Annotated in this window: 20 protein-coding genes and 2 pseudogenes; 9 read left to right on the forward strand and 13 right to left on the reverse strand. The window is 43.4% G+C overall.

Annotated features, from left to right (window positions below; genetic code table 11):
* Positions 1 to 98: 98 nt before the first annotated feature.
* Positions 99 to 312: pseudogene (locus MKY42_RS17485) on the forward strand (GlsB/YeaQ/YmgE family stress response membrane protein).
* A gap of 187 nt (positions 313 to 499) precedes the next feature.
* Positions 500 to 1,447, forward strand: a complete 948-nt coding sequence (locus MKY42_RS17490; protein WP_339843594.1) for a hydroxyacid dehydrogenase — start codon at positions 500 to 502, stop codon at positions 1,445 to 1,447.
* A gap of 458 nt (positions 1,448 to 1,905) precedes the next feature.
* On the opposite strand, the gene MKY42_RS17495 is transcribed toward MKY42_RS17490, so the two are convergent.
* The 3 genes from MKY42_RS17495 to MKY42_RS17505 form a co-directional block, all read right to left on the reverse strand.
* The gene (locus tag MKY42_RS17495) at positions 1,906 to 2,946 is read right to left on the reverse strand and encodes an NADH:flavin oxidoreductase (protein ID WP_339843596.1); all 1,041 of its coding nucleotides are present in this window, start codon (positions 2,944 to 2,946) and stop codon (positions 1,906 to 1,908) included.
* Between the two features lie 205 nt (positions 2,947 to 3,151).
* Complete coding sequence (locus MKY42_RS17500; RefSeq protein WP_090898840.1) at positions 3,152 to 3,727, reverse strand: TetR/AcrR family transcriptional regulator; 576 nt, start codon at positions 3,725 to 3,727, stop codon at positions 3,152 to 3,154.
* A gap of 238 nt (positions 3,728 to 3,965) precedes the next feature.
* Entirely contained in the window at positions 3,966 to 4,595 is a 630-nt protein-coding gene (locus MKY42_RS17505; protein ID WP_090898843.1) for a histidine phosphatase family protein, read from the reverse strand.
* A gap of 246 nt (positions 4,596 to 4,841) precedes the next feature.
* On the opposite strand from MKY42_RS17505, the gene MKY42_RS17510 reads away from it, so the two are divergent.
* Both MKY42_RS17510 and MKY42_RS17515 read left to right on the forward strand, forming a co-directional pair.
* Positions 4,842 to 6,398: a BCCT family transporter gene (locus MKY42_RS17510; RefSeq protein WP_090898846.1), complete on the forward strand. Its 1,557-nt coding sequence runs from the start codon at positions 4,842 to 4,844 to the stop codon at positions 6,396 to 6,398.
* A gap of 136 nt (positions 6,399 to 6,534) precedes the next feature.
* Positions 6,535 to 6,744: pseudogene (locus MKY42_RS17515) on the forward strand (hypothetical protein); the annotation flags it as partial.
* A gap of 293 nt (positions 6,745 to 7,037) precedes the next feature.
* Here MKY42_RS17515 and MKY42_RS17520 read toward each other — a convergent pair.
* Positions 7,038 to 7,670, reverse strand: a complete 633-nt coding sequence (locus tag MKY42_RS17520) for a TetR/AcrR family transcriptional regulator (protein WP_339843601.1) — start codon at positions 7,668 to 7,670, stop codon at positions 7,038 to 7,040.
* A gap of 186 nt (positions 7,671 to 7,856) precedes the next feature.
* On the opposite strand from MKY42_RS17520, the gene gap reads away from it, so the two are divergent.
* Positions 7,857 to 8,867 (forward strand): type I glyceraldehyde-3-phosphate dehydrogenase, encoded by a 1,011-nt coding sequence (gene gap / locus MKY42_RS17525; protein ID WP_339843603.1) that lies wholly within the window; start codon positions 7,857 to 7,859, stop codon positions 8,865 to 8,867.
* A 176-nt stretch (positions 8,868 to 9,043) separates the two neighbouring features.
* Positions 9,044 to 10,024 carry an NAD-dependent epimerase/dehydratase family protein gene (locus MKY42_RS17530; RefSeq protein WP_339843605.1) on the forward strand — a complete coding sequence of 327 codons (981 nt, stop codon included), beginning with the start codon at positions 9,044 to 9,046 and terminating at the stop codon, positions 10,022 to 10,024.
* 219 nt (positions 10,025 to 10,243) lie between these two features.
* Here the strand turns inward: MKY42_RS17530 and MKY42_RS17535 are convergent, their stop codons facing one another.
* The 3 genes from MKY42_RS17535 to MKY42_RS17545 form a co-directional block, all read right to left on the reverse strand.
* Complete coding sequence (locus MKY42_RS17535; RefSeq protein WP_339843608.1) at positions 10,244 to 10,966, reverse strand: class I SAM-dependent methyltransferase; 723 nt, start codon at positions 10,964 to 10,966, stop codon at positions 10,244 to 10,246.
* Positions 10,967 to 11,314: 348 nt separating this feature from the next.
* Positions 11,315 to 12,250 (reverse strand): NADP-dependent oxidoreductase, encoded by a 936-nt coding sequence (locus MKY42_RS17540; protein WP_339843609.1) that lies wholly within the window; start codon positions 12,248 to 12,250, stop codon positions 11,315 to 11,317.
* A 239-nt stretch (positions 12,251 to 12,489) separates the two neighbouring features.
* Positions 12,490 to 12,945, reverse strand: coding sequence for a pentapeptide repeat-containing protein (locus MKY42_RS17545; RefSeq protein WP_339843611.1), 456 nt, complete (start codon positions 12,943 to 12,945; stop codon positions 12,490 to 12,492).
* A 528-nt stretch (positions 12,946 to 13,473) separates the two neighbouring features.
* Here MKY42_RS17545 and MKY42_RS17550 point away from each other — a divergent pair.
* Positions 13,474 to 14,133 (forward strand): TetR/AcrR family transcriptional regulator, encoded by a 660-nt coding sequence (locus tag MKY42_RS17550; RefSeq protein WP_339843613.1) that lies wholly within the window; start codon positions 13,474 to 13,476, stop codon positions 14,131 to 14,133.
* A 112-nt stretch (positions 14,134 to 14,245) separates the two neighbouring features.
* Positions 14,246 to 15,391, forward strand: a complete 1,146-nt coding sequence (locus MKY42_RS17555) for a choline esterase (RefSeq protein ID WP_339843615.1) — start codon at positions 14,246 to 14,248, stop codon at positions 15,389 to 15,391.
* A gap of 127 nt (positions 15,392 to 15,518) precedes the next feature.
* On the opposite strand, the gene MKY42_RS17560 is transcribed toward MKY42_RS17555, so the two are convergent.
* The 3 genes from MKY42_RS17560 to MKY42_RS17570 form a co-directional block, all read right to left on the reverse strand.
* Positions 15,519 to 16,082: a GNAT family N-acetyltransferase gene (locus MKY42_RS17560; RefSeq protein WP_339843617.1), complete on the reverse strand. Its 564-nt coding sequence runs from the start codon at positions 16,080 to 16,082 to the stop codon at positions 15,519 to 15,521.
* Positions 16,083 to 16,532: 450 nt separating this feature from the next.
* Positions 16,533 to 17,387: an NAD(P)-dependent oxidoreductase gene (locus MKY42_RS17565; protein WP_179264576.1), complete on the reverse strand. Its 855-nt coding sequence runs from the start codon at positions 17,385 to 17,387 to the stop codon at positions 16,533 to 16,535.
* A gap of 68 nt (positions 17,388 to 17,455) precedes the next feature.
* Positions 17,456 to 18,724, reverse strand: coding sequence for an MFS transporter (locus tag MKY42_RS17570; protein WP_177185725.1), 1,269 nt, complete (start codon positions 18,722 to 18,724; stop codon positions 17,456 to 17,458).
* Positions 18,725 to 18,849: 125 nt separating this feature from the next.
* Here MKY42_RS17570 and MKY42_RS17575 point away from each other — a divergent pair, with 125 nt between their 5' ends.
* Positions 18,850 to 20,241 carry a PLP-dependent aminotransferase family protein gene (locus tag MKY42_RS17575; RefSeq protein WP_339843620.1) on the forward strand — a complete coding sequence of 464 codons (1,392 nt, stop codon included), beginning with the start codon at positions 18,850 to 18,852 and terminating at the stop codon, positions 20,239 to 20,241.
* A 102-nt stretch (positions 20,242 to 20,343) separates the two neighbouring features.
* On the opposite strand, the gene MKY42_RS17580 is transcribed toward MKY42_RS17575, so the two are convergent.
* From MKY42_RS17580 to MKY42_RS17590, 3 genes are read right to left on the reverse strand one after another with little or no spacing between them, the layout of a single operon-like run.
* Positions 20,344 to 20,769: an NUDIX hydrolase gene (locus tag MKY42_RS17580; protein WP_339843622.1), complete on the reverse strand. Its 426-nt coding sequence runs from the start codon at positions 20,767 to 20,769 to the stop codon at positions 20,344 to 20,346.
* A 13-nt stretch (positions 20,770 to 20,782) separates the two neighbouring features.
* Entirely contained in the window at positions 20,783 to 21,616 is an 834-nt protein-coding gene (locus MKY42_RS17585; RefSeq protein WP_339843624.1) for a DMT family transporter, read from the reverse strand.
* A 53-nt stretch (positions 21,617 to 21,669) separates the two neighbouring features.
* Entirely contained in the window at positions 21,670 to 22,602 is a 933-nt protein-coding gene (locus tag MKY42_RS17590; protein ID WP_339852966.1) for a hypothetical protein, read from the reverse strand.
* Between the last annotated feature and the right edge of the window lie 64 nt (positions 22,603 to 22,666).

A 22,666-nucleotide genomic window follows, 5' to 3' on the forward strand; every position in this document is an offset into this window, starting at 1 on the left:
TAGCACAGACACTTTAGATTCCTCCACCAACTTGAAGATGAGGTACATTTCACTAGCCTACATAACTTGTAATAAACCCGAAGAAAGGAGAACAATCCATGGATCTGCTCTGGGTACTCATTGTTGGTGGACTTATTGGCTGGTTAAGCGGCAACTTGATAGGGCGGGACTTACCGGTCGGTTGTACTTGGGAACGTAATTGCGGGTGTTATCGGTTCCTGCTTAAACGGAACTGCTGGGGCTAAGGGGCCGGTGTTTGGCGGCTTTCATATTATTCCAGCCATCGTTGGCCAAGGTACAGGATACACATAAAAGGACCGAAAGCATTCATCGTAGAAGAATCAGTTGATAAATGGGAAATACAGCCATAAAATCAAAGAGTATGAATCTTGATTTTCCAATGGACGGTGAGCTACAGTTTGATGCTGCGTATATTGGTTATAAGTTTTATTCAAAGAATGGTAGAAGAATGGTATAGGCTATGAAAGGTGGTTTACCAATGAAGATTCTAATAGTTGGCTATTTTAACGAGACCTCAAAATCAAATATTGCGAGGTGTTTTCCGCAAGAATGGAAGGTTGTAGTTGTCCCGCCCGGAGAAGAAATGCTGCATCATATCGAAGATTGCCATGTAATCATCCCTGAACATATTAAAATAGATCACAGCCTGCTTTCTATCGCAAAAAAATTAAAATTGGTACAGACGGGTGCAGGATTTGATAATGTAGATGTCCCTACTTGTACACAATTCGGCATTTGGGTGGCCAATGCTGCAGGAGTGAATGCACAGGCAGTGGCCGAGCACGTAATGGCACTGATGTTATCATACTATAAAAACATACCTTTTCTTGATTCTTTCATGAAAAACAAGATGGATGAAAATCAATTGGACTATACAGGGAGTGAATTAAAAGGCAAAACGATGGGGATTATCGGTTTGGGCGCTATCGGCAAAAAAGTAGCTGCGTTTTGCAGGGTCTTTGATATGAATGTGCTGGCTTATGCGAGAGATGCCAATGCACAATCGGACGGTTCTGTGAAAATGACGGATTTCGATACTCTTATTAGCACATCTGACATAGTCAGTGTACATGTACCCTTGAATCAGCAAACCAAACATCTGATCAACAAAGCTGCATTCAAGAAAATGAAGAATACCACTCTTTTTATCAATACATCGCGAGGCGGGATTGTCAACGAAAGAGACTTGATTGATGCATTAAAAAACGGGGATATTTCAGGCGCATGCCTGGACGTGTTTGAATCTGAACCACTTCCTATTGATAGTGAGCTCAGGAATCTGAGTAATGTGATACTTACTCCCCATACAGCAGGAATGCCTGATGGTCGAAAATTTCATGAAAAAAGATATGATTTCTTTATCAAGAATATAAATCGTATAGAAAATGGTGAAGAACCTGAAAGCAAGCTCAATCAGTTATTATAGCTATGGTGCTATAAAAATAAGCTATTGGATGCAGTTCGTGTATCTAGGTTAAGTCCGGGCGGGGACGAGTGATGTTATGTCAGGCCAGCTGTTGCTGCGTATCACTCCATTGGTTGTATCATGATGATAAAGCCAAGGAAGACGCTACCTATTGAGATTTAAACAACATCATGTTTATTTAGAGCTTAACTAATCGGTAATTAATCTATGTTCTTGTCCCTTCCGACAATCGGTACAAGTTCTTGTCCCTCGACATTCATCTTTAATTTCATAGGATAACTCACTCCTGGTTGCCATTACAAAAACACCTCCAAGATGATTTCCTATTTTACGATAAGATTTCATTGTCTTGAAGGTGTTTTGATTTGTCTCACGTAATGAGGTCAGGCCAATCGCTACATTGGTCTGTTACTGCTTTTCTTTATAAAGACACGTATTCCTAATGAATATAACTGCAATTAAGTAAGTACAGTCATCGCTTCTCTTGTAAATGGAACCAGATCATCGGTACGTCCATCTTGAATTTTCTTAGCCCATTCAGGGTCGACCAGAAGAGCACGTCCTACAGCAACCAGATCAAACTCATTATTCTGAAGTCGCTGTACCAATCCATCGATACCGACGTTACTTGCGCCTTTACCCTCTGTGAACAGACTTGTAAAGTCACCATCAAGACCAATCGATCCAACGGTGATTGTCGGTTTGCCAGTCAGTTTTTTGGTCCATCCAGCAAAATTCAGATCAGATCCTTCGAATTCCGGCTCCCAGAAACGGCGTGTGGAACAGTGGAAGATATCGACTCCAGCTTGAACCAAAGGTGCGAGAAGCTGCTCCAGTAATTCCGGTGTTTCAGCCAATTTAGCCTGATAATCATCTGTTTTCCACTGAGATAAACGCAGTACAATCGGGAAGTCCGGTCCCACTACTTCACGGCAAGCCTCGATCACTTCAACTGCAAAACGTGTGCGAGCCATCATATCTCCACCATAACGATCCGTACGAGAGTTGGTTTTCTCATACAGGAATTGGTCGATCAGATAGCCGTGTGCTCCATGGATTTCAACACCATCGAACCCAACACGTTTCGCTTCCGAGGCTGCTTTTGCGAATTCCTGAACGATTGTAGCAATCTCAGCTTCCGAATAATCATTAACATGACCTTTGGCTCCCATATGCCAGATCTGTGGAATAATTCGACCGCCAGCTTCGTGTACTTCAGATACAACATGTGCCCAGCCATTCATTGCAGCTTCCCCATAAAAGTGCGGTACATTGGCTTGATTGGATGCATCCGGGTGATTAATTATTGTCCCTTCCGTTACAATAAGCCCCACTGCGTTCTCTGCCCTGCGGCGGTAATAGCCCGCAACATTCGAACCCGGGATACCGTCCGGAGAAAACTGACGCGTCATCGGCGCCATTACGATTCGATTGGATAACTTCAGGTGACCTAACTCTATAGGTTGGAACAATGCTTCTACGGATTGAGAATAATTCATAATAACCTCCACATATTTCGTTTTATATAAATTGACCTAGGAGATGTTAAACAGCTACAAACCTGGTTAACAGCTAGACGTTACTTCCAAATGAATCAATACACGATTTTTATCGAAAAGCCCCACCTCCTTCAAGGTTTCGTGGTGTATTATTCCGCCTTCCATTATTTTTGACTTCGTAGTCAAGAATTTCACAAAAAAAAGATCAAGACATGATCATGCCAAATGAAGTACGCAGAACCGTCTCGATCTGTTCACGGGATGAACCTGATTTCTCCATAACTCTCACACCAAGAATGGTGTTATATAGATAAGATGCAAGCTCTATACTCGTAAACCGGTTGGAAATTAACTGCTGTTTCTGGCCACTGCTTATGATTTTCTCTAATATCAGTTGAATCTCTTCTGCCATGAGCTCAGCTTCGCGTGTGACCTGCTCGTCATCTGTTCCGAATTCGAGTGATGCATTCACAAGTAGACACCCTTGGCAGCCTTTTTCACCATCTAAAAGTGAATACCGTAAGGCATCCAGTTTATCACCGGGTGACGAATCCAGCGCTTCAATCTCCTTCAGTTTCGCTATGACCTGTTCACGGTAGAGTGCCAACGCCTTCAGGAACAACGATCGTTTGTCTTTAAAAACACAGTATAAACTTTGCTTTTTGACTCCTGTAGTACGCGTAAGGTCCTCATAAGAAGTTGCTTTGAAGCCTTGATTCCAGAACACTTCCATAGACTGGTGTAATACACGATCGACATCAAATTCTCTTGGTCTGCTCATGCAATTAATATATCAGTTATTGACCACGCAGTCAAAAATATTACTTCCTTTTTCAAAGAGGATGGTTTTATTTAACTTAACTCTACAAGAGTTAGCCCTTCTCTCCCTCACTAACTATTGTAGGCCCAAGCTCATTTAAATCATTTGATTTAGTTCTTGCCCTTCCATCAGGAAACGATAAAAAAAGCCGCCAAAATAGCGACTTGAATGAGAATATGTTCTTCTTGTCCCTCGACATCTAAGACATTCCAGCTTGCTGTAAAACATCTTCTAATTTCAATTTTCCAACAACTTGATACCCTTTATGGTCTCCCAGTGGTTTAATAATGACTGTCTCCATACTCGAGAGTTCTCCTAATCCCAGACCGCTAGGAAAAGAGTGAGCTACAATAAGCCTGTTCGAATTCGTTGAAGCGGTTTGCTCCACTTCATTTGTAAATGCTTGAATTGTGCTGTTTATATTTTCCGTGTCCAGATTTTGACTGAGTTTATATATGTTTAACCAAAATGTATTTTCTTTAACATTTTGTGCACCAAAAGCAATCTGAGCAGTTTGGAGAGTTCGACAAAGGGGGCTTGCTTTCACGGGGAAGTGGACAGGGATATTTAGTTTCCGAATAGCATGACCATACTTCTCTGCCTGTTCCTTTCCAACCGCACTTAAATTCCTCTGTGTAGAGCAATCTGTCAGACTAAAATCTGGTTGATCTACTCCCACTGTTGCATCTCCATGTCGGACATAAAGGATGTAACCACCTTTTTGTAGATCATTTATGAGAGAAGCTGTGGGAATTTCCGATGCTTCGACTGTATGATTTGCTCCAAAGAACAATAAAAGACTGATGACAAAAACGGATACACGGTACATGGCTCTTCCACCTTTTTCTCCCTACTCTCCCCCTTGTTATCATTTTTTATTCAACATTTCCTCTCCTTAAGGGAGATCGAAAATTGATAAATCCTTCCCTCTGAAAAAGAGGACTTTTACCACACCTGTTTCAATACACGGCGGTTTGTTTTATTTTATCAACAGCTGGCTTTCCGAATGATTACTAGCTGGACTAGCACATACTAAGGAAAATTTGGATGAAGATTACATAACGGAGGTCTCTTCATGGTATTTACCATCACAATTATCATCGTTGCACTGTTTGCAATATGGGGGGCCGTCGCCCCTGATCAGCTGGCGGATGTGGCTAACGTTGCCTACAACTTCTCTATTCACAATTTTGGCTGGTTTTATTTGTTAGCGACACTGTTCTTCCTGATCTTTGCTTTCTATCTGGCATTCAGCCGATTTGGCGGGATCAGGCTAGGGGATGACGATGATGAACCGGAATATTCTACGATTTCCTGGCTATCCATGCTGTTTAGCGCTGGTATGGGAATCGGACTGGTTTTCTGGGGAGTTGCCGAGCCCCTGTCCCACTATTTATCTGCACCGGAAGGAGCAGAAGCCGGAACTGCGCAGGCAGCAAGACTTTCCATGCGTTATTCCTTTTTCCACTGGGGGCTGCATCCTTGGGCGATCTATACCGTCATCGGTTTAGCGCTTGCTTACTTCCAGTTCCGGAAAGGATACAAAGGGCTGATCAGTTCCACCTTTATCCCTCTGATTGGTGAGCGTCTTGCCGCAGGCTGGCTTGGCAAGTTCATTGATATTCTGGCGGTTATCTCCACCATCTTTGGTGTTGCGACTTCGCTTGGATTGGGTGCACTTCAGATCGGTGGGGGGCTGAATCACTTATTCGGTATTCCTAACTCGGTTATGACCCAAGTTGTCATTATCTCAGTTGTAACCGTACTGTTTCTAATCTCGGCAACCTCCGGACTGGATAAAGGGATTAAGATTCTGAGCAACACCAACCTCGTTATAGCGGTGCTGTTGATGGTGTTTGTGTTGGTAACTGGACCAACTTCTTTTATATTTGACACCTTCACAACAACCCTGGGCAGTTATATGCAGAATATTATTAATATGAGTTTGAGATTGACGCCGTTCTCAAGAGAAACCTGGATTGGAACATGGACGTTATTTTACTGGGCATGGTGGATCGCTTGGGCTCCCTTTGTCGGTACTTTTATCGCAAGGGTATCCAAAGGAAGAACCATAAAGGAATTTGTAATTTACGTCATGGTTATTCCAAGCCTTTTCGGATTTGTCTGGTTCTCCGTCTTCGGCGGAACAGGACTTCACATGGAATTGTTCAATGCATCCCATCTGGCGGAAGCCGTCAAGGAAGATGCGACAACCGCTTTATTCCTTATGTTGGAGCAGTTGCCTTTAGGCACGATCGTAGCATTTATCGCTACTCTCCTGATTATGATCTTCTTTATTACGTCGGCTGATTCGGCTACCTTTGTGCTTGGCATGCTGACTACAGATGGCAAGATGAACCCGAGTACAAGAGTGAAATTAACTTGGGGAATCATGCAGTCCGCTATTGCGGTAGTGTTGCTGATCAGTGGTGGATTGAACGGCCTTCAGACGGCCTCCATAGTTGCTGCTCTGCCGTTCGCTGTTGTCCTTATCGGGATGTGTTTCTCCCTGCTCAAGGCACTGCAGTCCGAGGACAGAGAGCGACGTCAGAAGGAAAAACGGCAGCGCCAAAAGCTGAAACGACTGCTGGAGGAACATGAAAACTTGCAGCCTGAAGTTCCGGGCACGTAATGTATCTTGTTGATCTCGTTAGAAAGTGTCCCTGTCTTTTCTTCGAGAATTGTAGTACAAGCTTCTCCTTGTTCTATTACACGCAAGTACATAAAAAAAACCAAAGTTCCGATCGGAACTTTGGTTTTTTTTATGTAACATTTGGTGCACAGCGGACGATAATAAGTACGAAGCTAAGCGTATACCTAATGCTGTCTTGAAACCAATTCAATCGATCTGGGGCCATTTTGCCGGTCGTGGAATCAACAGTACCGATAATCAATTTATTGATGACAATCTAAAACATTTGTTGTCACTCGCACTAATGAATAGATCGTCAATTGCATCAGATGTCTGTCAGGCCTAGCAGATGCCCTGTTCTTTAGCCCGGTTATAACTCTTTTTTCTGCGATCGTACTTCCTTTAACGAATCCAGTGAACTCTGAAGACTGTAGCATGTTCTTGTCATCAATGGTACAATTTCTTAGCCTTAGCTCGGGACAAGAACTTGTACCGATAACATAAAAAAGCCGCTAAAATAGCGACTTCAATGGGAATATGTTTTTGTTCCTCGACATTACTGCAACAAAAAAGCATTCTTTCTTACAACTGCGTGAAAAATATAAAAAACCACCCGTTCGGGCTATTGCATAAGACAGATTAACCGATCTTTAAGCAGCATTGCTGCAAATAGGACGAGAAGATTTTTTTATTCATTAGCATGTGCTTGTTATCCCCATCCAACTTGCTGAGTAAAATCCCTCCCTCCAACAAGGAAAATGCAAATGATGCTAGCGCATCCACATCCAGATCCTCCCTGAACTCCCCAGCTTGAATGCCGTCACGAATAATACTTTTCATCATATCCAAGAAGTTATGCATCCCTTGCCTTGCCTGACCACAAAGCTCCACATGCGTATCGTCACTTTCTACAGCTGTATTCTGCATTGGACATCCGCCGATAAATGGGGGATCGTGGACGACATTCTCATAAACACGAAAAAAAGCAACCAACTTTCCTGACGCAGACTGCTCTTGATCGACCGCTTCAGAAAATTTACTGGCGACCATACTGGCAGCATAATTGTAAGCTTCAAGCGCTATCTCGTCCTTACTGGCAAAATGTCGATAGATGCCCCCCTTCTTAATTCCTGTGTCGGCAATAATATCGTTTAACGATGTACCCGCGTATCCTCTCTGGTTAAAAATTTCAGCCGATTTCATAATGATATGTTCCCGTGTTCTGTCTCCTTTTTTCATGTGCTCCTCCGTATGAACCTTTTTTAATTTCATTTGTTTTAAATGAATTATTCAATTCGCCTTGCAATTCACTAATATCATGCTAATATAAAAATACCGATCGGTCTCTTTTCGAATTATACAACAGGCCATTCTAGAATGAAATAGCGCTGGCCCATTTTTATTTCATCACTAGCGTTCGCTTATTGGAATAAATAAAACTCATAGGGGGATTTTTCAATGACTGTAAAAGTAGGTATAAACGGTTTTGGACGAATCGGACGACTCGCTTTTCGCCGAATTCAAGATGTGGAAGGCGTCGAGGTGGTAGCGATTAACGACCTTACGAACGCTAAAATGTTAGCTCATCTGCTCAAATACGATACGACGCAAGGTACTTTTCAGGGTGACATCGAAGTAAATGACGGAGCCTTCAAAGTAAACGGCAAAGAGGTTAAGGTTTTGGCTAAGCGGAATCCTGAAGAACTTCCTTGGGGAGAGCTTGGCGTTGATATTGTTCTCGAATGTACAGGCTTCTTCACTACGAAAGAGAAGGCCGAGCTTCACCTGAAAGGCGGAGCGAAGAAAGTCGTCATTTCCGCCCCTGCTACAGGCGACATGAAAACGATCGTTTACAATGTAAACCATGACACACTGGACGGAACGGAAACCGTTATTTCCGGCGCTTCCTGCACAACCAACTGCCTGGCCCCTATGGCTAAAGCTCTGCACGACAAGTTTGGTATCCAATCCGGGCTTATGACGACCGTTCACGCCTACACGGGTAACCAAAACACGCTTGACGCTCCGGATCCAAAAGGCGATTTCCGAGCTGCGCGCGCCTCAGCGGAGAACATCGTGCCTTACTCCACCGGTGCCGCAAAAGCCATTGGTCTGGTTCTCCCGGAACTAAAGGGCAAACTGGATGGGGCATCTCAACGTGTACCTGTACCAACAGGTTCTGTTACTGAACTCGTTGCCGTTTTGAGTACAAAGGTAACAGTTGAGCAAGTTAACGCTGCTATGAAAGAAGCTTCCGATCCAGAAACGTTCGGCTACACGGAAGACGAAATTGTATCTTCCGATATCAAAGGCATCACATTCGGTTCGCTTTTCGACGCCACCCAGACGAAAGTTCTGACTGTCGGTGATCATCAATTGGTGAAAACCGCAGCTTGGTACGATAACGAAATGTCTTATACAGCCCAATTGGTTCGTACGCTGGAGCACTTCGCTAAGATCGCTAGATAAATAATCGTAAGATGGAGAGAAAGAAAATTCTATGAAGAATGCGCTCTACAGTACGATGATCGATTGTTCGGCATTAGTCTGGTTTTGACCGGAGGCGCGTCGGTTAAGCTATACCATCAATCCGCGGCGGCGCCAGGCGGAATATCCTGAATTCCGAACCGAAAGGATGATTTACTTTGAAAATTCTCGTCACGGGAGGCACCGGCCTGCTCGGCGGCCGCCTGATTCCGAAGCTCGTGGAGGATGGTCACCAGATTTTCGCCTTCACACGCTCTGTATCAGCTCACGCCAAACTCAAGGCCATGGGTGCGACGCCGGTCGATGCCGATCTCGAAAGCAGCACGCCAATCGTTTTACCGATGATCGATGCAGTTGTGCATGCGGCTGCCCTTTTCCGCTTTTCAGGGCCTCGCGAACCCTTCTTCCGTACCAACGTCGATGGCACCGCAGCTTTGCTGAAGGCAGCTGAGTCCGCCCGTGCGAAGACATTCGTCTACATCAGTGCGGCAGGGATCCACATGGATAACGGCGGTACGCTTATCCGCGACGCTGATGAAAGCGCGCCGACTTTCCCGAATCACTTCTCCGCCTATCTGGCGAGCAAGGCACGGGCAGATTCTTTGGTTCTGGCAGCCAATAAACCCGGCTTTCGCACGATCGCGCTTCGCCCACCGGCTATCTGGGGGCCTGGTGATCCGTTTAGCCGAGCGCTTCCCGAAGCACTCAGATCTGGACAGTTCGCGTTCATCGACCGCGGTGATTACCCTTTTTCAACCTGCCATGTGGACAATGTGGTTGAAGCCATACAATGCGCTCTTGAACACGGAGAAGGCGGCCATGCCTACTTTATCAAGGATCAGGAAGGGCAGACTTTCCGTGAGTTTGTCGCCTCGCTTGCGAACTTGCAGGGCTTGTCCATCGATAAGATGCGTTCGCTGTCCTACTGGCTCGTCTCTGCCATTGGCCGGCTGTTCGACACGATCTGGGCCGTCACACGGAAAGACGGCGATCCGCCGATCTCACGCTCGATGATACGCATGATTGGGCGTGAGTTCACCGTCAACGATGCCGCTGCACGTCGAGAGTTGGGTTATGTCGGAAGAACTTTGCGCGACGCCGGCTTGCAAAGCTATGAGGAACCATCTGCTCGACGATAGGGCTTTGGAGGGCAAACGACGGCAATCGGTGGTAAGTTGTTTCCTGGGCTGGCTCTTTTGGCCAATTTGGTAAGCATGAGCACTACAGGATCATCAAAAGCCTATTAGCGTAATAAAAAATGGAGCAGTCGCTGTCGGCGATACTGCTCCTTTATTTATTGAACTAAAGTGCTCCGTTAGTTCAGTGATTACTTCATTAAGTATGGGATAATTGCTGCTTTAGACAGTTTTGGACCCTATCCCATACTGAAAGTACTTAGGGGTGCAATGGACATGCAATTCAATTCCCACACTAGCAGCAATTTGCTCGATCTCTTTATCGCCAAAGAAATTCTTCACTATAGTAGCATGATCACCATTATTAAGCTTCCGAACCATCGTTTGCCCAGATGTCCCCACTACATGGGACTCACGGGTTCCTGCTACTTCTCGATCATCGATAAAAAACATTTTCCCTCCGGGCTTCAAACAGCGAGATACCATAGTGAAGAAGCTTTCCAGTCTCTCTCTGGGTAAATGAGATATCCAAAAAGTAAAAGCAACTGAATCGTATAACTGATCCGGAGACCAACTGAAAAGATCTGCAATGATCGTTCTTACATTGGGTTCAGATGCCACCGGATTATGCGAAAGCATTTCTTCGGAACCGTCTACAAGGGTCAATATAAGGGCATCTTTTAAAAACAGACTACTCCAAGTGCCAGTCCCCGCCGCAAGTTCAAGAAAGTCACCATGAAAATGTTCAGCTTTAAAAGCTTCCTTAATCGTACGGATCTCATCGAACCAAATTTGGTTGGCTTCGTCTCCTTGATTAAATGTGCCTCGACGGTACCACCAGTCATCATACTCTGGAGCTCGTTCTTTATAATATTTCAACTGATCCTGAAGCTGCTGTTCTGTCACACTTTCGTATGAAGCACCGTTGGTTTCCTTGCTGTTCATGCAAACATCATTCCCTTCTCCCATCAGGGCTTATGTCAAAGATTTTTCCATTAACAAAAGTCCTAATAAAATTAAATTTTCACATACTTTCGTTGAATATCTCCTCTAATTTTATAATCATAAATACAACATTTATATGATTCATCAACTTTAAACTTGAAATTATTTATTCTAAATCATTATGTAATTCACATTCAATTTAGATGTTCTAACATTGTTTCTTTAGGTAAAGTTTTGATTCTTGCTATACCGAAAAAAATTAAAAAAAGCCGCTAAATTAGCGACTTTCAATGGGATCATGTTCCTGTCCCACAACACTATTTTAATATTTATCGTTTTTTTCCTTTTTTAAAATGTAATGACAATTTTACCTACAGCGTGGTGAGTCTCACTCAAAGCATGTGCATCATAAATACCCTGCCTACTAAAAGGGAATGTTGCCCCTACAATCGACTTAATCTTTTTCTGTTCCATCAGATCTGCCATTCTCTGCAATTGATCACCATCTGGTTGTAGCCAAATCCCCTTTGCTGATACATTGTGAGACTTAGCCATATCATGGTTCGGTTCACCAACAATGGTAATCAGTCTTCCGATATTTGGCTTAAGCACCTTATAGCTATTCTCAGCTACTTCTCCACCCATCGTGTCGAATACTAAATCGATATCTTTTAGAATCTCTTCAAAGTGTTCCTTTTTGTAATCAATGACTTGATCAGCACCTAACGAATAGAGAAGTTCATGATTTTTTTCACTTGCTGTTGTAATAACATGAGCGCCAGCATACTTTGCTAATTGAATGGCATAAATACCTACACCACCAGCGCCAGCGTGAATAAGTACAGTTTCGCCTTCTTCTAAATGGCCATGAGTAAACAATGCCTGCCATGCTGTTAAACCAGCTAAAGGTACAGCCGCAGCCTCCTCATACGAGATTGAATCGGGTAGTTTTGCCAGTAGGTGCTCATCAACTGCAGTATACTCAGCATACGTACCGAAACGAGTTGTTTCAGGACGACTGAATACTCGGTCCCCAACTTTCCACTTCGTAACGTTTAAACCAATTTCAGTTATGACTCCAGCTACATCCCAACCTAAGATAATAGGAAATTCCCAATCAAACATAACTTTCAAGTAACCCTCTCTTAATTTCCAATCGATTGGATTAATGGATGTAGCTTCTAGTTTTACAACCACTTGATTGGCTTCTGCACTTGGTTTATTCACTTCCTGCTCAACTAACTCTTCTTTACTCCCATACTGATTAATCACAACTGCTTTCATTTTTATAACACTCCTTTAAGCTAATAGCCTGTTACGTGCAATTCCCTATTATTTATATCTTTCACTGAGCGTTCATGAATATTATCCTTACTTATTTTTTACGACTAGGATAAAATTATGCAAAAAAATAATCAAATTATTAAATATTTATCAAAATACCTTCGACTATTTATACCTAATCGTCAAGGGGAATATGTTCGTGTCCCTCAACATTTTTCCGCGGCCGAGTTGTTTACGCATTATTCCAGACTGCTGAAAAATCGCTCAACAAAAACATCCCCATATATTTTCTTCATATGCGCCGTGTTAAAAATATATTGTTCCATATGCTCAAGCTTGCGCAGATTGCGTACTAGTACTTTCCGATCATCGTCAGATAGATCAGGGTCATCGTCTATCTTCTTCAAAGCATTTTTTACACGTGAGGATACCTGTTCTACATACAAATGGTTTTTTGATTTTGGCGGAATACATTGCGTCAGGTCACAGCCCACAAAACGAACACCATCAAGGATGCAGTTTTCAAAATTGGCGATTAGCTTTTGTTGGCCATCTCCCTCAAACGTAATATCTACTAGCTTGCCGGTAAAGGAACAATTGACGATATTCGCCGCTTGTAAAATCCGGTCACTAAATCTACATTTATAAAAAGTACAGTCGATAAACGTAGCATTCTCCAATGTCATGCCTCTCATATCGCAGGCGGTGAATTCGCAATTGGTGAAAACAGCTTCGTTCCTGGCAATGCCAACAGAGCGCAAGTCGGAACGAATAAATGTACAATGATCAATCGTACTACTGGCAAAAAATCAAAAATCTCGCATTTGTAAGATCGCAGGTACTAAATACAAGATGATGCAGGTTACAGCTCCAAAATATAGGTGAACCAACATTCGAGTTTGTTATGGTCGTTTCGCTTATCGTTTCGTGTTCATACCTGACAATATCGGTAAATATTTCGTTGTCTACTGTCATACCAGACTCCAGTCTTCTCATCCCTATCACCCGCTCGAAGTAATTGCGCTGCTGAATTGTAGCGGTACCTTAATAACCAACTTTCATATTTTCACTTCATACATGTTGTAACAAATTTAAAATACCTCATGTTAATGAACATAGCAGTAGTTTCAATCACTAATATTCCTATTTCGATACGACTTGACATATGAATTTATTATCGATATAGTGTGAATCAGTTCACACTTTGAATAAAGGAGTATTATATGCCCAAAAATTCTTTCTTTCGTTTAGATGAAGCAAGGCGCGGAGAAATCTCTAATAACGCTATGCATCTTTTTGTTGATAATGATTACGAAGACATTACGATGAAGATGGTTTTGGATCGTTTGTCCATGCACCCCGGAACATTTTATCGGTATTTTGAAGACAAGGATGACCTTTATTGTCTATTGGTACGTAATGTTACCCAGAAAAGAGCTGCGTATTTTAATAACAGTAATGAAGATTCACTTTACCAGTTTTTCCTGACTACCTTATTTGGTAACGTTAGTGACACTGTGACCGAGCCGCTGAATGAGTTGGAAATCAAACTTATTCAAACATTTTTAAACATTCCTGAAAACACTTTGCTTAAAGTATATCTGAATGTGCTGAAGGGCGAGTCATTACCCTTAATCAAGGACATTTTACGCCGAATGAGGGTTGATGGATATCTAAGACCGGATATTGACGATGACCTGATTTCTTTTATGTTTGAGTCCATGCAGTTTAATTTAGTCATGTTTTTTAGGGAATTCGATATTAAGGATTCTACGCTGCAACATAAGCTTAGCAAGTACTTTGCTGACTTTATGAGTCATGGGCTGCTTGAAGATCATACATATTCTGAAATGGTTAGTGATCTCAAGAAAACCAAGGAGTAGACAGGATTCACTGAAGATCGGATGTAATCGGTTCGCAGTTTTGAAAAGCGCTCATAGCGCAATCTACGTACTTCACATTTTCCACTTTTATTAATGAAGGGGGAACAAGAATATGAGAACTTATGACGCATTTCCAGAACCAATTGGCGAGTATACTGTCGGTCGAACCCAGATGGATTTGGAGTACACCGCATCAGATCACTCCAAAAGAGAACTGACCGCGTTTGTGTACTATCCGTCCGATAGTAACGAAGGTAAGACGACATCAACGTACATGTTTCCTGAAGTCTACGAAATGTTGAAGAAGCAGTCACTTGTCACTGCATATCTTAAAGGGGAGGATTTTTTCTCTATAGATATCAAGACTCAGTGCTACGACGACCTTGCTCTCTCCGGGAAGGAAAAGCGCTATCCGGTGTTATTCTATGTTTGCGGCGGGGGCGGTTCTCCAGAATGGGGTACAGTGATCTGTACAGACTTGGCAAGCATCGGATATATTGTGGTAAGCATCGGCCATCAGAATAGCACAATGTATAAGCGTAAAGATGGGCGCCTGTTTAATGTATCAACGGGTTTCTCGGATGCCATTACAGCGCTTTCTGAAGATCCGGAGATGCTGGCGTTGGCTGGTAAGATGGAGATGCGGCCTGACGATGAAACCGCCATAGAGATATGCCGTAACGTGCTTGCACTGCCGATCCTTTCCAAGTTAACAGAGTATAGTGAATTACAGGCAGAAGATGTAAGGTATGTTGCCGATTGTCTTTACAAACTGGACTCTGGAGAGCTGAATTCCATCTTTAAGGGCAGATTGTTGCTTGACATCGGCATAGGCATAATCGGACATTCTTATGGAGGTCCAACGACGGCGATTGTTTGCCGGGACGACGACCGGTTCGCCTGCGGGATTGGCTTGGATAGCGGTGCGTTCGGCCTTCAGGACAGCGACCTTAAGAAACCCTTCTTGTTACTGTTTTGTGAACCTAACTATAATATGAATGCGATAATTGGCGCTAACAATAGCATGGAAACCTATTATTTCTCTGTTGATCGTGTTGCGCATCTAGATTACTGCGACATCGTGTTTACCTATGCTAATGAGGAACTCAGAGGCGAACGGGATGCTATGGAGATGCGAAATCTGGTTACAGACTATTCAAAGAACTTTTTTGATCATTACTTACTGCAGAAGGAAGCAAGTGTGGAAAGTCTGGCATACGATGGCGTGGACTTGATCAAGAAGAACAGCAACAAGTGACATAACTAAGCGGTTGCTTATAGACGCATTTCAAAGAGTTAGTCGTACAAACACAAAGCCGATAAACCTATTACGCGTTTATCGGCTTTCTCATATTTCAGGCATCGTTGACAGAATAAATGTTGGTCTAACTCTTCCGGTAAGCAACCTTATGAAAAGCATTGATATAATGAAATAGTGCTTCACCATCATCAGGTACATGTGTGCTTCCATCCAGGGGCAGCATCATGGCCTGATACGACTCTGGAACCATTCTATATTGATGAACATAGGAGGTTAAAATGAACCCGTTGCGCTGCCAGAACTGAATGCGTTCCTGATGAGCCTCGGTTTTCCCGGACTCCGCCTCGATAATCATACCATTGATCCCGTGTTCTCTTAACCCCCAGACTCTGAGTTGCTCCAGCATCCAAGACCCGATGCCCGACCCGCGCAGCTTCTGTTCAACCGCGAGGTAATCGATGATCAGGATGCGGTTCGCTGCCTTCCCCTCCAGTCCAGTAACAGCCATCGCAACCACTTCTCCTTGATGCATGCCCGTGTGTAAGTAACCAATTCCCCTGTGCAGCATATTGCGCAAAATCGCTTTTGTCTTCGCCCCGCTTGGAAAAGCCTCATGATAAATTCGCTCCATCCGCGCCCATAATGCTTCATCCCACTCCACTATAGTTGTAAACTCTAATTCCAGCATTTCATTCCCCTCCAGTTTTTTATCAGCGCTTAAATTTTGTATCTCAAGTAAAGGAAGTAACCAAAATAACATTTTAAAAAGATCCCTTCCTCTGTTATCTGTTATGCACAAAGCGGATGAACACGTGAAGAAACGATGATTTCAGTATTTCACTATTTTGTGGGGTAGTCCACCTTTGATTGTATTATACTAAAGCTGATTGCTATTTGGTTCATCGTCATACTTTTTGGGTTGGTAACTGACCAAGCCATCAACTAAAAAAATGCAGGATAGTTCAGACTTATTCCCATTTCAGGTTACTGAGTTATGAAATATAAAACAAAGAAAGCAGTTGATCACCTGGTCAGCTGCTTTCTTTGTTTGAAACAAGTGTTATTTCATTGCAAAGATTGTTTAGATTGTTAGAAAGTTGATGTTTCCGATATAGGGCCATAACTAATCATGTGGAGGTTATCGTAAAGACTTGGAAAAGCCTGTTCTCCATGTGGGATATTGAGGAATCCACCCGCATTCGTTCTTGGCTTTGCGGTTCGAGGCCCCTCTCTCCCACGGGCTTGCTCCCGATTGAATATCTGGTGCTGGTGCACCCAAGGCTTGAGCGTATACAGGGAGCCAGTCTGTCCCTTTAGCTGGTTCATCATCCACAATGTTATACGTACCCGTTGGCCAATCCAGCGCCAGCAAAGCAGCATTCGCAGCATCTTCGACATGAACAAAAGATGATACCCCATCCGTTGCCTTTACTTCTTTGATACTGATCTTCTCTGCTATATCCCCATTTTTAGCATACCAAGTTGCAGGTCCATACAGAGTGCCATATCGCAAAATGACATACGCAGGCATTTCTTTTACGGCTTCCTCCAGAGCCAATACTCCGTGAATTGTAGTATGTCTAGGCATAGGAGCATCCATGTCCAATGCTGTTTCTTCCGTCGCAGGAGTCGTGCCAGGTTCATATGCCCAAGAAATACTCTGTGCGATGATTTTTTGTACCTTCGCCTGTTTTGCTGCATCGACCAAATTTCGTGTTCCTTCAATTCGTATGCGCGCATTTTCTGCCGAACTGCCTTGACTTAATGAGGTTAATTGATGAATAACAACATCAGGTTTAACTTCATTTAGAATTTCCACCATTTGTCCTCGATCAAACACATCTGCAAGAATGGCTTTGGCTCCTAACTGTTCAATGGCCTCTCTTTGCTCTTCTTTCCGCGTCATGCCAATAACTTCGTGACCAGCCTGTATTAATTGCGGCAGCAGCAGTCTGCCAATAACACCACTTGCACCAGCAACGAAAATCTTCATAAATATAGACCTCCAAGTTCATTTTTTATGTTCTAATATTGAGACATTTCTCGATCTTTTTGAGCACATCAACGAATCTTATTTTTTGAATTTTTTCTAGATACCATAGATAAGGATATAATCCCCATAGCTATAGAAATGAATACCATTGCCAATATTCCTGCATTAAAATGACCCATACGGTCATGTAGATAGCCCGTTAACAAAGGGCCGGCCGCTCCAATCAGAAATCCTATACACTGAATCATGGCTGCCCAAGAGGCCGCCTCTTCAGGGGAGGAGGTCATTTCAACCGGAAGCAAATTAAGCAGTGCAAACAGCATACCTGATCCCAAACCACAGATTACCACAGCAAACCATAGATAAGTTGAACAGAATATAAGCAACAGACCAGCGGCTTGCATCAGGGAGGATACGATGAGCCAGCTCCGTCTTGAAGCGTGCATTTTGAGAAGCTGCTGTACAACAGCACCACTTGGAATTTGTATCAAAGCGAACAAGGTCACCATAATTCCAGCGTGAAGCATGGATGCACCTGCCGCAATGAGCATTAAGGGAAGCCAGGCTAGAAGAGAATAAAATACGAGAGATAACAACCCGAATTGTACAGCTAGAATCCATGCTTTTCCCTTATGCCAAGGTATTTCCAATGATTTTCCAAGTAAAATCGCCGAATTAGCTTTAGAACTCAAAGGCTGTCGTTTCAGCACATTGAACCATAGTGGCAAAGCCAGAATCACAGGTATCAGCCAGAATGACAGTGACATTTGCCAAGAATGAAGCCTCCAATGCAAGGGTGAAGTAAGGCTTGAACCAAGTGCTGCTCCCAATGCTAAAGCCATGGAGTAGATTGCAATCATGGAGGGTGCACTGTCAGCCATATGCTTTTTAATAAAACCGGATAACAAAGGTCCCATCATCGCAATACCAATACCCGATAACAATGTAGTCAAAAATAACAATGAAGCGGAATGGATAAACAGGCGTAATAGCGTGCTCCCTCCGATCAGCATCAAGGACCAGGTGATGACTCGCTCAATACCGAGCCTTTCACTTAATTTTACAGAGAACGGAGCGAGTATTCCCATACATAACACCGGAATAGAAACGAGCAAGCTGGATACAGCACCACTTAGGCCAAGATCATGTTGAATGCTTCCCAAGACAGGTGCAATGGATGCAACGACGGGTCTCAAATTGAGCGATGCCATAAAAAGTGCCGCAACGCACAGCCAACGATTCAATACGTAGTCTTTGTGGATTGGTACGGGAGATACCGTCTCAGGCGCTATACTCATCGTGGGTGCTCCAAGGCAGTTGGTTCTACGGTTTCTCATGAGATTAACTTCTTTCTGTTGGATTTGGAATTGGCATGATTTATGATAGCATGATATATTGGTTATCATTAGAGCCATTTTAGACATGTTTTAACCATACCAATTCATTAAAAAGGAGATCCCTCATGCAACCCGGACGAAACGAAACGAAAACCAGACAGGTATACTCGTTTATTAGAGACCGAATTATGCAAGGCAGTTACAAGGCAGGAACTCCCCTTCCCTCCACTCGGGAGCTTGCCAAAGAACTTGGGGTCTCACGCGCCCTTATTGTCGAGGTATACGAGCAGTTAACAGCTGAAGGATTTCTGGAAGGCAAACAAGGTTCGGGAACCTTTGTAAGAGATATAGGGACAAGCAGACCACTACATATACAGCCTGAAGAACTTGTTGCAAGGAATGAGAATGTCTCCCCTGCAGCTGAGAATCGCTTACCATCTATCGATTTTCGTCCCAGCTTTCCTGCTCTTGAGCATGTTCCTTTCCAGAAATGGAAAAGAGCTGCAATGGATGTGTATCATGATCTTCCCCCTTCTATGCTGGGGTACCAGGAGGATATGGCTGGCGACATTGAGCTTCGACAAGCCATTTGTGAGCATCTTCTCCATATCAAAGGCCTTCACTGTCTACCTTCGCAAATTATCGTCACGGCTGGCGCAACCCAGGCGTTTTCGATACTCAGCAAGCTTTTATTAAGGCCTGGTGAAACGGTTGCAATAGAGGACCCCACGGCAACATTTATTTATAACCTTTTCGCTGAAACGAACTCCCGAATTATACCTGTGCCCGTCGATGACAATGGTCTGTGTGTAGAGCAGCTGCCAACCGATGTGAAGCCCAGATGTATCTTTGTGACACCTTCTCATCAATTTCCGTTCGGGAGTATTCTGTCGATCAGCAGGCGCCTCCAATTACTTGACTATGCTCGAAGCTCAAGGGCTTACATTATAGAGGATGATTATGATAGTGAGTTCCGCTATGGCGGGATGCCTGTTCATGCCTTGCGTGAGCTTGATGCAGAGCGGGTAATCTACGTAGGGACGTTTAGTAAAAATATGTTTCCTGCACTAAGGCTTGGTTATATTGTAGCTCCGCAAGAGCTGGTAGACCCGATCGTGCAGCTAAAACGTACGAATGATATGCAATGTCCTGCCTTATCGCAATTAACTTTAGCCCGCTTTATGAACGAAGGGCATCTGAAACGTCATATTTTGCGGATGAAACGAATCTATAATAAACGAAGAACTCACCTGATTACGGCTTTAAGGGAGACGTTTGGAGAAAAGGTACAAATATCGGGTGATGCTGCGGGTTTGCATCTTATTGCAACTTGGCCAGGCCGAAACGCTGATCTTCTGACTGCAATGGAGCTTGAGGAGCATCGTATCAAAATCTACCCTGCCGAGCGATATACCATTCGCAAAGATCAGTATAACGAGAGTCTTATCATGGGGTTTGGCAATGTAAACGAAGCGCAGATTACCGAAGGGGTTCAAACTCTTGCGCAATTTATATAATACAGGGAGCAGTTCTGTTCACCTAACCTGACTGTCTAAAAAATGCAAGTAAAAAGGAAGGGCCTCTGCCCTTCCTTTATTAACATTCATTTCATTGTACAATCAGATGATTCCTTCATCGAAATAAGATACCTGCACATTTTTCCTGACGATTTCTTGTAGACTTTCCTCATAAAATGGCATCAGCGCATCCGCTTCTTCAAGACGAATCCAGGCTATTTGTCTGATCTCATCAGGTCTTGAAATGCTCTCAGCTCCGCATACAATACATGCCCTGAAGGTTACACATATCCCGTGTTCTGAACCATCGCTCTTTTGATACTCATTAATAGCAACTACTCCTTTGAGCTGTACATGTAAGCCGGTTTCCTCGCATACTTCACGAATAGCAGCGACTTCTAACGTTTCATAAGGTTCAACTTTACCTCCCGGAAGAGACCACGCCTCTGAGACTATGTTTTGAACCATTAATAGATGTGAATCGTTCGGATTGGTGATCAATGAATAAACGGTATGCACTCTGTCCATCTTATAATCCTTTCTAGATGCTTACGATAATGACCCCAAGAAGAATAATAGCAATGCCCGCCCATTGGCTTTTCGTCAGCTTTTCTTTTAAAATCAAGCCGGCCATAAGTATGGTAACGACACTATATAATGAAGTAAGTGCAGTTGTGCTCGTTGTATAATCAACGGTTTGTCCCATATTAAAAGAGAGTAAAGCTCCTGTATCCAGCAAGGCGGCTGCAACCAGAATCAGACCGGTAGACAGGCCTATACGCGGGAGTTGAATTCTTTTTACCCGTAGAAGTGCAAACGCACAGAAAAATTGTATGATCCGTGTGATGAGTACAGGAAGAATCACACCCAGATGAGGAGTAATGTATCCGATCGCCCAAAAATAAAAACCGATGCAGATTGAGGCGATAATGGCTTCTGGTATGCCCGACAACGTCACTTGTTGTCCGACGCTTTTGCTTGATCTCGTTACCGTCAACACACCAATGATCAGCAGCATGACACCGATAATTGAATTGAAAGGCAATCGTTCACCGCCAATAAAAGCGAGAATGGCAGTCACCACAGCAAATCCAGAGCCGATGGGAGAAACGATGGACAAGGTTCCCTTTTCAAAAGCTCGATATAACAATAATGTACCTACAAAGTTGACTACACTGATGCCTGCTATTCCAATCCATACCATGGAGTTTTGATCAATATGAGGTGATTGTGTAAGTACATACCCTCCCAGCAGGAGTGAGGCAATGAACTGAATCCCCAGCAGGGCAGGCAAAGTTTGAACCTTTCTGGTGGCCTGGGTAACCATAAAGTCCGATAAACCAAAACATAGTGCTGCAATCAGGCCAAATAACATACGTTTATCCTCCAAGTTTAGCTTTCTGCCCATGAATCCGAGTTATTTATTAATTATGATGGCGACACAGAACTCCGGCTACTACCCTTATTTTTACGGTTCAAAGTCCTCTTTTCCCCATACTTGTATAACAATACAAAGCTAAACATAAACAGACTTGCAAAAAGTGTGACAAGAGGTAAACTCCAAACTTTATCTTCAGGAAATACAAAGGTTAGTAGCGGTATAGCGTATAAGGCAGGAATTCGGACATGAAAAAGGCGTGTTATCACGACGACTAAAAACATATCAATGAACGCAGCCAGAACCGGCGAATCCACCTGTATAACAATGAGAACGCCAACGGATGCAGATAGGGTTAGGGTAAATCCTTGCTTAAACGCCATTTTTGCTGTGTAGATCGGCTTTTGGAGCGATTCGTAAACCACAACAAAAATAGGTGGAATCACTGCCATCTGTTCATAACCCAGTAACCAGCAAATACTGAGCCAGCATAGTGAAATGGCTAAGAAGATTACCATGTATTTGTATTGGACCTTCGACTTTGTTACTAGATTTCTATGAAGCTGAAACACGACAACTCCGGCCATTAAGGTCAGTGTGAACACAAAGACAATTGATACAAATGACCAATCTTCTGTATGAATAGCAAGTGGTAATAGACCTGTAGCAATGGCGGGTGCAAGATTCGAGTGTATTAATCTCAGAAATAACATCATTATAGATAGAGTAAGCATTACCTTTATCGGATAATTGGTTTGGAACTGATTCATGCCCAGACCGATCGCAGCAGTTACGGTCGGTGCAATGAAAATGACGGAAGGACGTCTGATCCACCCTGGTTCTCTGTATACCCACATGGCTATAGCCATTGCTGCAACCTCTGGTAAAATAATCTCTGCATGTTGTAACCATACGGATAAACTAACCATCAATAGAATAAATGATATCGCAAGAACGTAAGGCAGCTTGCCTGTTTTGTTCATTGCGGGATCTGTTACATTCATATGCTCCCCTTCCATTCCAACCTCAAACCATTGCTCCTGCTGG

Source organism: Paenibacillus sp. FSL W7-1088 (genome assembly GCF_037969855.1).
GTDB lineage: Bacteria > Bacillota > Bacilli > Paenibacillales > Paenibacillaceae > Paenibacillus.

What these genes read in the sequence shown, in the direction of transcription:
- MKY42_RS17520 (WP_339843601.1), bottom strand. Translation starts at nt 7,670, where the DNA reads ATGAAATTAAAAAAGGTTCATACGGAGGAGCACATGAAAAAAGGAGAC.
- MKY42_RS17555 (WP_339843615.1), top strand. Translation starts at nt 14,246, where the DNA reads ATGAGAACTTATGACGCATTTCCAGAACCAATTGGCGAGTATACTGTC.
- gap (WP_339843603.1), top strand. Translation starts at nt 7,857, where the DNA reads ATGACTGTAAAAGTAGGTATAAACGGTTTTGGACGAATCGGACGACTC.
- MKY42_RS17560 (WP_339843617.1), bottom strand. Translation starts at nt 16,082, where the DNA reads ATGCTGGAATTAGAGTTTACAACTATAGTGGAGTGGGATGAAGCATTA.
- MKY42_RS17500 (WP_090898840.1), bottom strand. Translation starts at nt 3,727, where the DNA reads ATGAGCAGACCAAGAGAATTTGATGTCGATCGTGTATTACACCAGTCT.
- MKY42_RS17550 (WP_339843613.1), top strand. Translation starts at nt 13,474, where the DNA reads ATGCCCAAAAATTCTTTCTTTCGTTTAGATGAAGCAAGGCGCGGAGAA.
- MKY42_RS17535 (WP_339843608.1), bottom strand. Translation starts at nt 10,966, where the DNA reads ATGAACAGCAAGGAAACCAACGGTGCTTCATACGAAAGTGTGACAGAA.
- MKY42_RS17545 (WP_339843611.1), bottom strand. Translation starts at nt 12,945, where the DNA reads ATGAGAGGCATGACATTGGAGAATGCTACGTTTATCGACTGTACTTTT.
- MKY42_RS17490 (WP_339843594.1), top strand. Translation starts at nt 500, where the DNA reads ATGAAGATTCTAATAGTTGGCTATTTTAACGAGACCTCAAAATCAAAT.
- MKY42_RS17590 (WP_339852966.1), bottom strand. Translation starts at nt 22,602, where the DNA reads ATGAACAAAACAGGCAAGCTGCCTTACGTTCTTGCGATATCATTTATT.
- MKY42_RS17505 (WP_090898843.1), bottom strand. Translation starts at nt 4,595, where the DNA reads ATGTACCGTGTATCCGTTTTTGTCATCAGTCTTTTATTGTTCTTTGGA.
- MKY42_RS17540 (WP_339843609.1), bottom strand. Translation starts at nt 12,250, where the DNA reads ATGAAAGCAGTTGTGATTAATCAGTATGGGAGTAAAGAAGAGTTAGTT.
- MKY42_RS17495 (WP_339843596.1), bottom strand. Translation starts at nt 2,946, where the DNA reads ATGAATTATTCTCAATCCGTAGAAGCATTGTTCCAACCTATAGAGTTA.
- MKY42_RS17585 (WP_339843624.1), bottom strand. Translation starts at nt 21,616, where the DNA reads ATGTTATTTGGCCTGATTGCAGCACTATGTTTTGGTTTATCGGACTTT.
- MKY42_RS17510 (WP_090898846.1), top strand. Translation starts at nt 4,842, where the DNA reads ATGGTATTTACCATCACAATTATCATCGTTGCACTGTTTGCAATATGG.
- MKY42_RS17575 (WP_339843620.1), top strand. Translation starts at nt 18,850, where the DNA reads ATGCAACCCGGACGAAACGAAACGAAAACCAGACAGGTATACTCGTTT.
- MKY42_RS17570 (WP_177185725.1), bottom strand. Translation starts at nt 18,724, where the DNA reads ATGAGAAACCGTAGAACCAACTGCCTTGGAGCACCCACGATGAGTATA.
- MKY42_RS17580 (WP_339843622.1), bottom strand. Translation starts at nt 20,769, where the DNA reads ATGGACAGAGTGCATACCGTTTATTCATTGATCACCAATCCGAACGAT.
- MKY42_RS17565 (WP_179264576.1), bottom strand. Translation starts at nt 17,387, where the DNA reads ATGAAGATTTTCGTTGCTGGTGCAAGTGGTGTTATTGGCAGACTGCTG.